The organism is Shewanella sp. YLB-07, from assembly GCF_009377275.1.
The window spans coordinates 171615-184419 of sequence record NZ_VOQB01000013.1 but is presented as its reverse complement, the minus strand read 5'-3'; the positions used below and the strand labels follow the sequence as shown (position 1 = coordinate 184419).

The 12805-nt window shown below is 42.5% G+C and carries 16 protein-coding genes; 8 read left to right on the top strand and 8 right to left on the bottom strand.

Translation table 11 applies throughout. The features are described from left to right. Nucleotides 1–6: 6 nt before the first annotated feature. Both FS373_RS24230 and FS373_RS24225 read right to left on the bottom strand, forming a co-directional pair. Nucleotides 7–921: a hypothetical protein gene (locus tag FS373_RS24230; RefSeq protein WP_144048383.1), complete on the bottom strand. Its 915-nt coding sequence runs from the start codon at nt 919–921 to the stop codon at nt 7–9. A 377-nt stretch (nt 922–1298) separates the two neighbouring features. Further along, nucleotides 1299–1694 carry a nitrous oxide-stimulated promoter family protein gene (locus tag FS373_RS24225; RefSeq protein WP_144048382.1) on the bottom strand — a complete coding sequence of 132 codons (396 nt, stop codon included), beginning with the start codon at nt 1692–1694 and terminating at the stop codon, nt 1299–1301. A gap of 381 nt (nt 1695–2075) precedes the next feature. Here FS373_RS24225 and FS373_RS31655 point away from each other — a divergent pair, with 381 nt between their 5' ends. The 6 genes from FS373_RS31655 (at nt 2076) to FS373_RS24190 (ending at nt 6462) form a co-directional block, all read left to right on the top strand. Then, a complete protein-coding gene (locus FS373_RS31655) occupies nt 2076–2939 on the top strand; it encodes a hypothetical protein (RefSeq protein WP_194165928.1) in 864 nt (287 codons plus the stop codon). 101 nt (nt 2940–3040) lie between these two features. Next, the gene (locus FS373_RS24210) at nt 3041–3340 is read left to right on the top strand and encodes a hypothetical protein (RefSeq protein ID WP_144048380.1); all 300 of its coding nucleotides are present in this window, start codon (nt 3041–3043) and stop codon (nt 3338–3340) included. Nucleotides 3341–3472: 132 nt separating this feature from the next. After that, entirely contained in the window at nt 3473–3766 is a 294-nt protein-coding gene (locus FS373_RS24205) for a DUF3630 family protein (RefSeq protein WP_144048379.1), read from the top strand. Continuing rightward, entirely contained in the window at nt 3763–4767 is a 1005-nt protein-coding gene (locus tag FS373_RS24200) for a serine/threonine protein kinase (protein ID WP_144048378.1), read from the top strand. Before FS373_RS24205 ends, FS373_RS24200 begins: the two co-directional genes overlap by 4 nt. Before the next feature lie 135 nt (nt 4768–4902). Then, nucleotides 4903–5514, top strand: coding sequence for a thiol:disulfide interchange protein DsbA/DsbL (locus FS373_RS24195; RefSeq protein WP_144048377.1), 612 nt, complete (start codon nt 4903–4905; stop codon nt 5512–5514). A 735-nt stretch (nt 5515–6249) separates the two neighbouring features. Beyond that, nucleotides 6250–6462: a DUF1107 domain-containing protein gene (locus FS373_RS24190; RefSeq protein ID WP_077753430.1), complete on the top strand. Its 213-nt coding sequence runs from the start codon at nt 6250–6252 to the stop codon at nt 6460–6462. Between the two features lie 49 nt (nt 6463–6511). Here FS373_RS24190 and FS373_RS24185 read toward each other — a convergent pair whose 3' ends face one another. The 6 genes from FS373_RS24185 to FS373_RS24160 all read right to left on the bottom strand — a co-directional run bounded on the left by FS373_RS24185 (nt 6512) and on the right by FS373_RS24160 (nt 10007). Then, nucleotides 6512–6715, bottom strand: coding sequence for a cell division protein ZapB (locus tag FS373_RS24185; protein WP_144048376.1), 204 nt, complete (start codon nt 6713–6715; stop codon nt 6512–6514). Nucleotides 6716–6951: 236 nt separating this feature from the next. Next, complete coding sequence (locus tag FS373_RS24180; protein WP_144048375.1) at nt 6952–7236, bottom strand: Rho-binding antiterminator; 285 nt, start codon at nt 7234–7236, stop codon at nt 6952–6954. Nucleotides 7237–7407: 171 nt separating this feature from the next. Next, complete coding sequence (locus tag FS373_RS24175) at nt 7408–7974, bottom strand: outer membrane beta-barrel protein (RefSeq protein WP_144048374.1); 567 nt, start codon at nt 7972–7974, stop codon at nt 7408–7410. 372 nt (nt 7975–8346) lie between these two features. Beyond that, a complete protein-coding gene (locus tag FS373_RS24170; RefSeq protein ID WP_229381025.1) occupies nt 8347–8889 on the bottom strand; it encodes an outer membrane beta-barrel protein in 543 nt (180 codons plus the stop codon). Between the two features lie 114 nt (nt 8890–9003). Beyond that, the gene (locus tag FS373_RS24165) at nt 9004–9579 is read right to left on the bottom strand and encodes an outer membrane beta-barrel protein (RefSeq protein WP_144048372.1); all 576 of its coding nucleotides are present in this window, start codon (nt 9577–9579) and stop codon (nt 9004–9006) included. Nucleotides 9580–9836: 257 nt separating this feature from the next. Beyond that, the gene (locus FS373_RS24160) at nt 9837–10007 is read right to left on the bottom strand and encodes a hypothetical protein (RefSeq protein WP_185976914.1); all 171 of its coding nucleotides are present in this window, start codon (nt 10005–10007) and stop codon (nt 9837–9839) included. A gap of 224 nt (nt 10008–10231) precedes the next feature. Between FS373_RS24160 and FS373_RS24155 the strand changes: the two genes are divergently transcribed. Beyond that, nucleotides 10232–11590: an esterase/lipase family protein gene (locus tag FS373_RS24155; protein ID WP_144048371.1), complete on the top strand. Its 1359-nt coding sequence runs from the start codon at nt 10232–10234 to the stop codon at nt 11588–11590. 105 nt (nt 11591–11695) lie between these two features. Further along, nucleotides 11696–12784 carry a branched-chain amino acid aminotransferase gene (locus FS373_RS24150; protein WP_144048370.1) on the top strand — a complete coding sequence of 363 codons (1089 nt, stop codon included), beginning with the start codon at nt 11696–11698 and terminating at the stop codon, nt 12782–12784. Nucleotides 12785–12805: the final 21 nt, after the last annotated feature.

The window sequence follows — 12805 nt, the reverse complement described above, 5'->3', positions numbered from 1 at the left end:
TTCAACTTAGCTGGTTTGATTACTGTTTTTATCTATTTGAGATTCCTCCTTTAACAGCTGCTGTAGGTAGTTGAGCTCCTCAGAGCTGAGTAGCTGAGTGCTGGCCTTATTTTTCAAAGCCCCTGAGTTTGTCGTGATGGTGAGGCGACCTCTTAGATAGGCGGCTCTGGTAATTTGTTGGAGCCTATAGATAGCCAGCACATATATTGTCAGTAACAGAGCTAAACGAGTAAAAGCTTGGGTTAACTCTGAGATTTGGTCGCCCAGATAGAAGGGCAATATGACCAAGACAGTACGTATCAGCCAATTTGCCATCATGGCGAACGTGAGCACCAATAACCAGCGAAATTTGATGTCCCGTAAACTTTCCTGATGTGCTTTATGCGTTCTTCCTCGGTACTTTTTGAGCATGCGGATGATTAGAATGAAATAAACGCAGGTCTGTATGGTGAGCAAGCTAGGTAATAATGCGCCTAACTTGCTTATTTGACTCATGTTGGATTCATTGCTGAGTTCGATGATGCTGACATCCGGAGCGAAATTTTTGCTCCATAACGAGGCTATGATGACCACTATGGCAACAATCAGTGCAAGGTAAAAATGTCTGGAGAAGTGAATAGAACGTCTAATATTATGCAGGCTTCTATAGCAGTAGAGGTACAGAAGTGGCATCAGGAGAAAGTATACCGGGATGATGAGAGTAAACAGCAGATGGATTGGTGCCGGAGAGTTATCTCGATTCAACATTCCGGTGAAGAAATACAGTGCCATTAAGCTGAATATGCTACCTAAAAGCTTGTGGTTACCATTGCCCTCTCGATAGATATAGCGGATATAGAGGCCCAAGGCGATACAATGAAGACCGCCCAGAAGTGATAACCACCAATAACTCTGTGAGAAAAAGCTGCTAAATTCATTCATACAAATTCATTGTCATCTCTACAGTAGGCAAGATCAAGATAAACAGGGTAAATAATCATCAATCTATAGAGTTTGAAATATATGTGCCACAAGATGATAATTATATACAAGCTTTGGTAAATGAAGCATTACATTGGCTAATAATGACCATTGAGTAAATTTATCGATCGCGGCTTATTGTTAATTACTGGCTGATGATTCAAGGCGACAGAATCAATCCCAGAATCGAATCTTAATACTGCAGTTCTGCGTTATGTATATTTAGCCGAGTGAGAGCATTCGGGAAGTTTTTTTTTACTTGCTGAATAGATAGGTATCAATATTTCTCGAGTTCAGCGAACTCGAGTCCTGAGAAGCAGGTAAGCAGTTTTTTCCTGCTATTGAGCTTCATCATTCTTTCTAAGGTGGCGGTTTGATTGGTTGAACGGAGGCTTGCCCGGAACCGGATCTCTACCCGATAGTAAGTGGCGTATTGCCATAATCGGATGAGGGAATAACATCTTTGGGCCCGCAAACACCATTATCTCTCTCGCTTTCTCCTTCATGTGGGGCTTGTAGCAATGAACCGGACACTTATTACAGGTTGGTTTATCTTGGCCGTATGGACAACGGTCCAGCTTGGTGTGGGCATAGACGAGAAAGTCTTGGCATTCTTGGCAGTCTGAAACTGGCTTGGCGTTATGCTTATGGGCTTTGCAATATATTTCGACCATGGCTGCGATGGTCTGATATTCGCGAAGTAATTTTCCGCTTAGCAGCTCTGAATTTGCCATATTCAATCCCCTAACGCTATCGATTTAACTGCACTTGTTGAGTCAATACTCAATAACAGTACCTTAGTGGTTTACTCGGTTATTATATCGCTTCATTCGAGTTAGTCTCAAAGTGGGTCGTCTAAACTATGAAGGGGCGCACAAAATGGTGGGTTATTGCCTTGTCACTTTAATTATTTTTCATCTGAGTCGGGTGTAAATAAAGATAAATTACTGCCAGAATAGTGGCTAGGGACTGTAAATTAAGAAAAATATCTAAAAAGAGATATAAATACTTGATTTATAGCAAGAGAATGAATTAATAATATCGGTTACTATCTGTACATGGATAGGGAATATGCAGCCTGATACTAGGCTGGGGTCAATCACTGGTGGACGACAATGAAATATATAGCGATTATTTTGCTAGTTGCTTTAGGCATTTATCTGTACAAACGCGCTAAGAGACTTGCGGAAGATGAACAAGAGCAAAGCAGCATGCCTGCTGAAAAAGAGATATTCGACGAACCTAAGGCGGATGATACTCAGGAGACTGATGTTGATTCTAAGTCTGAAGAGCGAGTAGCTGAAGACAAAACGGCTGAGCAAATCGTTGAAAAAATCGAGTCTGAAGACGTAGAAAGGGCAAAGCCAATAGATGAGGGGCTAACTTTCGAGACTAAAGACTCCCTTGAGGTTAAAGAAGAGCTTGCCCCTTCTGAGCCTGAGGTGAAGCTTGCTGCAGAGCCAGAGCCAGAGCCAGAGCCAGAGCCAGAGCCAGAGCCAGAGCCAGAGCCAGAGCCAGAGCCAGAGCCAGAGCCAGAGCCAGAGCCAGAGCCAGAGCCAGCAGAAGATGAATCTAAAGTCGCAACGGTTGCGGTCACTGATGAGTCTTGGGCAAACGAAAAGTTGACTCTGGCGTTATCTGAATATCGCGGCGCATCGAATAATACGATAAAACATGTCGGCTTACTCGGAGCCATTGCCGAGTGTTATAAGCAACGTAAGCAAGCTCAATATAAAGAATATGGCGCGGCATTATCGCCATATTATTTGTCATTGTTTGCCGTGCTCGAGTCTCCATCATCTTACAAGGGCATAGGTTTCATGCACCTAGCTACTCTACTCAATGATTGTGGTGAGTTTGATAGTGCTATGGATGTTTGTCGTAAAGCTATAGAGTATGGTTTGAGCGATGGCACAGTAACGGGTTTCGAAGGGCGTGTTATACGTATCGAGAAAGCGAAGGCGAAATCATTGAAGTAACTCTTTTACTTAAAGGGGTATAACAAGTGTAAAATAGGCGAACTGAGTTTCGCCTTTTTTATTGGCTCTTGTTAACTTTTAAGAGCATTTATGGAGTTATTATGGGATTTCGTAAGTTAGTTTTTTTGGGGTTGTTGTCTTCATCTTTGACCGCTTGCACACAAAGCCCCGAGTGGACCTTATTCTATTATGCCGACGCTACAGAGATCCCTCAGGGAGCCGTGCAAAGTAAAAATATCTCAGGTTATTATGCCGAAGTAGACCAGTGCCTGATGAAGGGGGCTGGCATGGTAAAGGTCAGTGATTCAGGACAAGGTCGTTATCAGTGCGGTCTGCAATGTGTTACAACCCAAGATAAGGGCTTAAGTTGCAAGGAATTTGTTGATAAACAGGTATTCTAATCAAGTTAACGCATGACAGTGCAGAGAAGTGTTACCTGGTTGCTATTTTGAGGTCGAAATCTTATATGCTGCCCAATCCTCATCGTCTATTTACCGAGTCGCTCTTCATCTGATTTTACAGAGACAATATTAATGAAGTTAGAATCATTACAACTAGATCCAGTTGCAAACAGCTTGTCTATACAAGCCAAAATCGACTTTGAACAGTTTCATCTTTTTGCAGATCCGCTAGCGGCTGCCATGGATGCCAGAGTCATAGAGCGCCATGATGGAGCCGATAGGCATCAATGGTTGCTCATATTTGAAGGTACCCATATGCAACTCAATTATGAGTTTTATGCCGATATCTGCTGGCTCAGTGTTGAGAGTGAAGCCGAGTTTGAGGTGCTAGAGTATTTAGCGAGCTTGTTGAGGAGGTTATTATGAGTCTAGGTCAAACAGGATCTGGATTACATTATCAGGCATTAACTCCAGATCTTATCTTAGATGCAATTGAAAGCTTAGATATATTTCCAGAGACAGGATTATTAGCACTCAATAGTTATGAGAATCGCGTCTATCAGTTTCGTTGTGATAACGGTGTGCGTTATGTGGTGAAGTTTTATCGCCCTGAGCGTTGGAGTAATGCCCAGATCCAGGAAGAGCATGACTTTTCCCAGGCATTATTCGATGAAGAGATACCGATTGCAACGCCGCTGATCATTAATGACCGCTCATTGCATGAGTATAAAGGTTTCAGATTCGCCCTGTTTCCCTCCATAGGCGGTCGTGCGTTTGAGGTAGATAACTTAGAGCAGTTAGAGGCAACAGGGCGCTTCATTGGTCGTATCCATCAATATTCGAAGCAGGGGCAGTTTGCCCATAGGGATCTCGTGAACCCACAGGTCTTGGGGGATGAGTCTCTGCTTTGGTTGAAGGAATCGGGACATGTACCATCATCCCTGGTGTTACCCTATTTCACTATTGTCGAACAGGTATTGGATAAATCGAAGGAGATCTGGAATCAGCAGAATCCCAAGCATATACGTTTACATGGGGATCTTCATCCGGGCAATATCTTGTGGACTCCCGATGGCCCTGGATTCGTCGATCTGGATGATGCGCGCACAGGGCCGGCAATTCAAGATCTGTGGATGATGATCACCGGTGATAGCTCACAGAGGCAACTTCAGTTAGAGATCTTGCTGGAAGCTTACGAAGAGTTTTGTGAGTTTGATGCTAAAGAGCTAAGGCTGATTGAGCCATTAAGAGCTATGCGCATGTTGCATTACAATGCTTGGCTCAGTCGTCGCTGGGAAGATCCGGCATTCCCGATGAATTTTCCCTGGTATGCAGAGGAGAGATATTGGGAGCAGCAGATCCTCTCGTTTAAGGAGCAATTGGCAATCCTGAATGAGCCTGCACTGAGTTTGATTCCAGGCTATTGAGGCTAGTGACTTGTTTGAACTCTCATTTTGTAACAGAAAAATGAACTAATGCTCTTGAGGTACACTCGAAAGAACATTATGTTATTCTCCAAATTATTAAGATCACGCTGCGTAACGCGCGAAAAAGGAATCATCATGAAAAAAGCATTATTGATTGCCCTGGCTCTATTTATGGCCCCTATGGCTGCCATGGCTGTAGATTATAAAGAGGGAGTTCACTACACAGTGATCAATCAGGGGCCTGCGACGGCGAAACCTGAGATTACCGAATTTTTCTCATTCTACTGTGGTCATTGCTACAATTTTTCTAAGACCGAAGTGCCAAAAATTAAGGCTAACCTTCCTGAAGGTGTCGTTTTTAAGCAGAATCATGTGGACTTCATCGGTAGAGAGATGGGCGTCGAGATGTCTCGGGCATTCGCCGTTGCTCACCAGTTAAAAGTCGAAGATAAGATAGAGAAGGCAATTTTTGCAGCGATTCATGATAAGAAGCAACACTTCACTAGTCGTGATGACGTGCGTAAGCTATTTATCGCTAACGGTGTAGAAGGTAAGACGTTCGATGCTGCAGCAGATTCATTTATGGTCAGTGCACAGATGTCACAGATGAAGCGTGCCACGACTAATGCCAAGATCTCAGGCGTACCAACGCTGGTGGTCAATGGTAAGTATCGTGTCGAGACTGGTGCTATCAAGTCTTATGACGAGCTTCTCGACATCGCCTACTACCTGACTTCAATGAAATAAGCTTATTTCAGCCATAATGAGTTTATCCTAAAGGAGCCTATCGGCTCCTTTTTTGTGTCGTGTCTGGACTGCTTGTAATCAAGAGTCGTAATAAAGAGCGGTGTCGATTGCCCATGGGCCGATGATGTTCCCGACATCATTGCGGCATTCCCTTGTCTGCCCCATATGGATATGGGAAATGTCTTCGGAATGTATGGAACATTTAAGACCGTGAGGGTCAAGGTGAACAATCGGCTTTGTGTCTGGACTGCTTGTAATCAAGAGTCGTAATAAAGAGCGGTGTCGATTGCCCACGGGCCGTTGATGCTTTGCTTGAGGGCTTTCTCTGCCTGAATGACACATAATTTTATGAAGAGTTTAGCTATTGGATGCTTGAATGCGTTAAGCAAGACTTGCCTTAGGGTCTTATACTTATTTTAAAAGCATAAAAAAAACCGTATTTCCTGGTCGCAAGAAATACGGTCATCGAGCCATAGGGCTCAGTTTTACCCTGAGTAACCATTCTAATCTAGCAGGGTGTCAATTTATTGGCAAGCGACAATTAAAAATATTTATTGGTTATAGGTCTGATTGACAAGAAAAAGTTTTACCGTTGCGGATACTGTTTCAATTATTTACAAAAAAAACATTTATTAATGAAACTCTCATGGTAAAACATGTGTCCAACTCAGAGTCGAGTTCAAAAAATAATAAAGCGGTTTAGTAGTTAGTAAACAGTTATAACAAGGAGGCCATGTGAGAGTTTTTCCTGTCTATGCACCAAAGCTTATCGTGAAACATGCGCGTATTTTTTTATCTGGAGTGATCTGGGTAAAAGATCTAGGTCGTTTAGAGTTTGAGAAAGGGAGATTTTTATTACCAAGGAAGAGCTTACCGCAAGTAAAACAAGCCATTATAGAACTTAATGAATTGATCGAGGCTCAAACTAGCGAAGCGAAGATGGCTTAAGTCTTCGCTCATGCTATAAAAGGCAGTACAGAGAGTCTGACTCTCTGTACTAGCTCACTTCTTCATTGAGCAAGCCAACGAGTCCGGTGACTTTTTCGTTCCAAGAATTAAGATCTTGGCTCAGCTGTTGGTTTTGCTCAATAAGGCTAATGCCTTTCTGCTTCTCTTCTTCAAGCTCCATTTTCAATAGCTCAATAGTTTCGAGTGTTGCTTGGATTTTTGTTTCCAGCTTGGACAGTAGTTCAAGGCTCATGGGAGTCCTAATAGTTTCTGGATGGTGTGATTATTCTATCAGCGCAGGGACTCTAGTGAATAGTTAATTATGCTCAATGATGAAAAAATTCGTTGAAAACTGAAAGGAAATGGCTTTTTTCTGTGCTTGTTGCTTAAGGGTTAGTAAAAGAGTCATTTTTTAACTAGAAAATTGCGACCCTTATTGGGTATTTACTTACAGGTGTCTTACTGTGGACAGTCAGTAACATAATTTAATTATGTTATCTGGACTTCTATTTTTTCAAAGCTGGCATCTTTAGAGATAGGAGTGAAAGCGACTATCTGATCGAGTCTAATAGAGATTGTTTTCAGCTCTTGCCCCTGATCCTGTTTCAGCTTGATCATCAGGTATTCCGATTTATCCCGGCGAGTTTCTATATTTAATGCAGTGCCTGTTATAGTTTTCTTGCCTGTTAACTCAATAACCAGAGAATAAGATCTCATGCAAGCTAGTTCTAGGTAATCATGAATTCCGCAATCTAATATCTTGTAAGTGCTCATAGTGTTTTCATGTAACAAAGGGAGTAGAACAGATTAGATTGAATTTATCGGGATGAATAGTGTTTGTTATTTCTAGGGGACTTAATGAGGCATTTGAGTAAACAAATACAGGTTGTTCCAGAAATACAGACGTAAAAAAGCCCCTCGCGGGGCTCTTCTTAAAATTATTGTTTAGAAGCGGTAATCAACACCTAGATAAACTTGCTGAGTATCGTTAAGAGAGAAAGTTCCCTTATTGGCACCATTAGATATATCTAGATCATAATCTTGCTTCAGGTAACGGTAGCCTATTTCAGTGCTTAGTTTGTCATTGATCTTGTACATGAAACCTGTCTGGCCACCCCAAACGAAGGTATTCTTAGAGCTGAAGTCTTTAGAGTCAGGGCTAGTGTGATTCATACCAGCTGTAGCACCGACAAACCAGTTAAGTTTGTTACTAGCATCCAGACCGATTAGGTAGTCATATGACATTAAGAAACCTTGTTGCTTTGCAATATCATCTGAGTTGTACGAGTAAGTACCGTAAACACGGTTATTATCATTTAAGTAAGCACCACCGCGTACTTGGTATGTCATATCCTTTTGCTTGTCTTTATCTTTTCCTTCTAGCAAAGAATCTGTTTTGTAGGTGTCTTGTTGGTAACCTACTGCACCACCGATGAACCAGTCTGCAGCCATCGTTGGGGCTGACATTGCTGTGGCGATTACTGCTGCTAATGCTAAAGATTTGGTTTTCATAATATGTTCTCACTCTTTGGAATTATTGTGACTCAAATTTAAGTAACTTATGTTCAGTGACTTAGATTTAAGCGACTTAAATTTAAGTCATTTGTTTTTCGTTGAGGGCATACTAGTCGGATCAGTCTGAACGATAACTGAATGGAATAATAGAACGCTGTTTTATGAGGGATTAGAATAAGGAGTTATTCTTTAGTCGTACTGCTCTATGTTGCTGATTATCTTTGTTTTTTAGTTGTCGTTATGGTTTTTTGTTTTAAATGTTTTTCTTTTTATTAAGAACTTTAATTAAACTTTATATCACATTGATTTTTTGGATTACTGATAAACGAAAAAAGCCCCATAAGGGGCTTTAACAATGTGCTTTCAGAATTAGAAGCGGTAGTCGACGGCAAGATAGATATGATGGTTGTGGTCTGTATTCATTGCGCCTTCAGTCTCTGTCGCTGCAAACTTTATATCTTGTGTCAAGTAACGGTAACCTACCTCTGTGCTAATGCTGTCGGTGATCTTATACATAAGACCTGTTTGACCACCCCAGGCGAAGCCGTTTTTAGAGCTACGTCCATCTTGTTTTGGGTTTAAGTGGGTAACCCCCGCTGTTGCGCCGACAAACCAGTTTAGGCTTTTGCTAGCATTTAGACCGATCAAATAATCATAAGAAACTAAGAAGCTCTGCTGCTTTGATAGATATTCAGAGAAATAGGAATAAGTACCGTAGACACGAGAGTGATCGTTCAGGTAAGCACCACCACGTAGTTCATATGCTATACCTTCCTCAGATGAGTTCCTAGACATGCTATTGTCGGGAGTATCACCTTGTATTTGCAAAGAAGAACCAGTCTTATAGTTGGTCTGATGTTCTGCTATACCGCCACCGACAAACCATTCGGTTGCCATTGTTGGAGCTGACATAATTGTTGCGATTGCTGCTGCTAACACTAAAGATTGGGTTTTCATAAATTACTCTCATTCAGAAATTAAATAGACGAAAGCCCCATAAGGGGCTTTAACAATGTGCTTTCAGAGTTAGAAACGGTAGTCGACGGCAAGATAGACTTGCTGGCTATTGTCTAGGTTGAATGCATGAGTGTCTTCGCTTGCTTTAAATTCATGATCTTGCTTTAGGTAACGATAGCCAAACTCAGTACTTATGTTGTCGGTGAACTTATACATAAGACCTGTTTGCCCACCCCAGACGAATCGATTTTTTGAGCTTAGTTCATCAGTCTTAGGGCTAAAGTGGTTAACACCAGCTGTTGCGCCGATAAACCAGTTCAGCTTGTTACTTTCACCTAAACTAACTAAGTAATCATATGATATTAATAGGCTTTGCTGTCTGGAGAAATGATCAGAGTTGATGGAATAAGTTCCATAAACTCGATTGTTTTCATTCAAGAAAGCGCCACCACGTAGTTCATAGGTGATATTGTTTTCAGTATCTCGAGAGCTTGTAGTGCCATTTCCGGTTACAGATGGAGCTGTACTTTTATGGGTATTTTGTTGTGCACCAAGCCCGCCACCGACAAACCATTCGGTTGCCATCGTTGGGGCTGACATAATTGTTGCGATTGCTGCTGCTAACACTAAAGATTGGGTTTTCATAAATTACTCTCACTCAGAAATTAATATGTTTCGATTTTCGACGGGCGCATACTAGTTTGGTTAGTCTGAACATTAACTGAATGGAATAAGAGGGTTGAGTTAATAATGAACAAGTATAAGGGCTTGTTCCTTAATTATATTTTTGTATGGATTTGATTTTAGAGTATTTAATCTAAAATGTGTTGTTTGTAATAATTTTCATGTTTTAAAATGAATAATGAGAAGCGTAAATAAATAGTGATTAAGTATTCATCAAGTCAGTTTAAAGTTGGTCCAAGTGAAGGAGTGAGTTCCTGTTTATAACCATTTTGTTGTGCACCAACACCACCACCACCAACAAACCAATCGGCGGCCATAGAAGGCATTGCAAATGCGGATGTGATCACAGCCGCTAAAACTAAGGTTTTCTTATTCATCTTGTTGTTCATAAAAGTGCTCTTATTGTGGGTACGGGTCTTGTTGTGGGGGCATAGTAAGTGAACCGGGCTGAACCTTAACTGAATATTAAATTAGTATTAACTGGCTTGTGTTCCCGTGTGGCTTGTGGGAAATCTGTACTTTTTATAAAGCTCAAAGGAAAATATATCAGCTTGTTTTTACTCCCATGATTGATATATTAACTATCTGAAATATAAACTTAATTGAGGTTGTGATGAAGCTGGTTTTTGTTCATGGTTGGAGCGTGACTAGTACTGATACCTATGGTGAGTTACCCCAAGCCTTAACTAAGCTAGCGGATCCTGAACTTAAGCTAGATATCCAACATATTCATCTTGGTCGCTATATCAGTTTCAACGATGAGGTGACGTTAGAGGATATTTCAATTGCCTTCGAAGCGGCGCGCCTTAGAGAGCTGGGTGATGAGACATTTTCTGTTATCACTCACTCTACGGGTGGCCCCGTGATCCGTGCCTGGCTTGAACGTTACTATGGCAAAAGCTTAATCCAAGCGCCCCTCAATCACTTGATCATGTTAGCTCCTGCTAATCACGGTTCGGCATTAGCTCAGATAGGAAAATCCAGAGTCAGCAGGCTCAAGGCTTGGTTCGACGGTGTTGAGCCTGGCCAGAGGGTGCTCGATTGGCTGGAATTAGGCAGTGATGGCCAACATGTATTGAATCTACACTGGTTAAGTTACAGTTTTAGTGAGGCAGGTATTTTCCCCTTTGTGCTCACTGGTGAGAAGATAGACACTAGCTTGTATGACTATATGAATAGTTATACTGCTGAGCCTGGCTCTGACGGTGTGGTGAGAAGCGCCGCAGCGAATATGAATTTCTCATATATACGCCTAGCCCAAGAAGCCGAGCTGACTTGTACGGGATTTGAAGGTGACTGTGTGAGTCGGTTGACTCTGGCCGAGTATAAAGTACCGCTGCAGGAGTGCGCATTCGAGATCATCCCGAGAGCCTGTCATAGTCAGGGTGCTATGGGTATCATGGCTTCAGTGACGCGAAAAAATGCCAGTAAGAAGAGGGTGGTCTCTTCGATACTCGAGTGTTTATCTGTTGGAATTAGCAGTCAATATGCTGCTGTATCTGAGGCTATGGTGTTGCGTTCGGACAAGGTAAAGAAAAAGCTGCGTCATAGCATGTTAGTGGTGCGAGTCACGGATGACCTTGGACATAAGGTGACGGATTTCGATTTATATCTACTCAGTGGAGCTGATTTTAATCCTGGCAAGTTACCTAAAGGCTTTATGCTGGATAAGCAAAAAAATAGCCAAAATTGTAATTGCATTACCCTGTATCTGGATACTAATAAGCTACTATCTGTGGCCGAGGGGAAAATGGGGTTTAAAATTGTTCCCAGGCCAGATTCTGGGTTCAGCTATTATCGAACCGCCGAATATCATTGCGAGCCCAAGCAGGTGAGTCAGTTAATTAAGCCTGATCAGACGACACTCGTTGATATCGTGTTGAAACGCCATATTCATTCTGAGACCTTCACCTTAGTTAGCACTGATGAGGCTGGCAGTTTTGCATCTCTTGCTGGGATGCAGAAAGAGTAAACTTGCAAGCTTGCCAAGGTATGATTTTAATCGCAGTCCCCATTCTGCTTGACTTTACCGCCGTCCATCCATAGTCTGCTTATTCAGTAATCAAGGTGGTATGCAATGCAAATAAACTATAATTTAAAACCTGCGTCTGAGCGCCGTACTGAACAGTTCGAGCCTAAAGAAAATGTGGGCTTCGGTAACCTCAGAACCGATCATATGTTTTTAATGGATTATCGCGACGGAGAGTGGCGTGATCCTAGAGTTGTACCTTATGGGCCTTTTCAAATTGCACCTGGTGCCATCGCCCTGCACTACGGTCAATCAGTGTTCGAAGGTGCTAAGGCATTCAAGCACGATGACGATGAGATCTATACCTTTCGTTTGAATAAGAATGCCGAACGTCTCAATCGTTCTGCCGATATTCTCTGTATTCCAGCCTTGGATGAATCGATGCAACTCAAGGCGATTAATGCCCTCATAGATGTCGACAGACTCTGGTTCCCGATGCAGGAAGATGCCTGCCTCTATATCAGGCCGTTTATCTTCGCTACCGAAGACAGATTGTCGGTGAGCCCGAGTGAAGAGTACACCTTCTGTGTGATCTTGAGCCCGAGTGGCCCTTATTATTCAGATGGTTTCGATAAGGCGATTCGTTTACTGATCAGCGAGCGTTTCCATCGCGCCGTGTCCGGTGGAACCGGTGCGTCGAAGGCTGCGGGTAACTATGCTGCCTCATTGAAAGCGGGTAAGGCTGCTGCCGAATACGGTGCGGCTCAGGTCTTGTATCTTGATGCTAACAACAAACAGATCGAAGAAGTCGGCGCAATGAATCACTTTCACGTGCTGAAAGATGGCACTGTGATCATCCCTACGTTTACCGATACGATTCTTAAATCGATCACCTCAGAGTCGATTTTGGAACTCGGTGACTTGCTAGGTTGCGTCGTTCGTCAAGAGACTGTGATGCTGGATAAGTTTATCGCAGATATCGAGTCAGGTGAGATTATCGAGGCTGGAGGTTTTGGTACTGCGGCTGTGGTATCGCCTGTCGGTTCTTACATCTTCGAAGATAACCGTGTCGTGACTGTGGGTGATGGTCACGTGGGTAAGAATACTCGCCGTATCTACCAGGTATTGACGGATATCCAGAAGGGCAAGATCGAAGGCCCTCAAGGTTGGATGCAGCTGGTAAATCGAATTACTTAGTCATTTGTTCACTGACAAATC

Coding starts and splice junctions, on each gene's coding strand:
- FS373_RS31655 (WP_194165928.1), top strand. CDS start 2,076: ATGAAATATATAGCGATTATTTTGCTAGTTGCTTTAGGCATTTATCTG.
- FS373_RS24175 (WP_144048374.1), bottom strand. CDS start 7,974: ATGAAAACCAAATCTTTAGCATTAGCAGCAGTAATCGCCACAGCAATG.
- FS373_RS24180 (WP_144048375.1), bottom strand. CDS start 7,236: ATGAGCACTTACAAGATATTAGATTGCGGAATTCATGATTACCTAGAA.
- FS373_RS24230 (WP_144048383.1), bottom strand. CDS start 921: ATGAATGAATTTAGCAGCTTTTTCTCACAGAGTTATTGGTGGTTATCA.
- FS373_RS24155 (WP_144048371.1), top strand. CDS start 10,232: ATGAAGCTGGTTTTTGTTCATGGTTGGAGCGTGACTAGTACTGATACC.
- FS373_RS24170 (WP_229381025.1), bottom strand. CDS start 8,889: ATGTCAGCTCCAACAATGGCAACCGAATGGTTTGTCGGTGGCGGTATA.
- FS373_RS24195 (WP_144048377.1), top strand. CDS start 4,903: ATGAAAAAAGCATTATTGATTGCCCTGGCTCTATTTATGGCCCCTATG.
- FS373_RS24210 (WP_144048380.1), top strand. CDS start 3,041: ATGGGATTTCGTAAGTTAGTTTTTTTGGGGTTGTTGTCTTCATCTTTG.
- FS373_RS24225 (WP_144048382.1), bottom strand. CDS start 1,694: ATGGCAAATTCAGAGCTGCTAAGCGGAAAATTACTTCGCGAATATCAG.
- FS373_RS24185 (WP_144048376.1), bottom strand. CDS start 6,715: ATGAGCCTTGAACTACTGTCCAAGCTGGAAACAAAAATCCAAGCAACA.
- FS373_RS24205 (WP_144048379.1), top strand. CDS start 3,473: ATGAAGTTAGAATCATTACAACTAGATCCAGTTGCAAACAGCTTGTCT.
- FS373_RS24200 (WP_144048378.1), top strand. CDS start 3,763: ATGAGTCTAGGTCAAACAGGATCTGGATTACATTATCAGGCATTAACT.
- FS373_RS24160 (WP_185976914.1), bottom strand. CDS start 10,007: ATGAACAACAAGATGAATAAGAAAACCTTAGTTTTAGCGGCTGTGATC.
- FS373_RS24165 (WP_144048372.1), bottom strand. CDS start 9,579: ATGAAAACCCAATCTTTAGTGTTAGCAGCAGCAATCGCAACAATTATG.
- FS373_RS24150 (WP_144048370.1), top strand. CDS start 11,696: ATGCAAATAAACTATAATTTAAAACCTGCGTCTGAGCGCCGTACTGAA.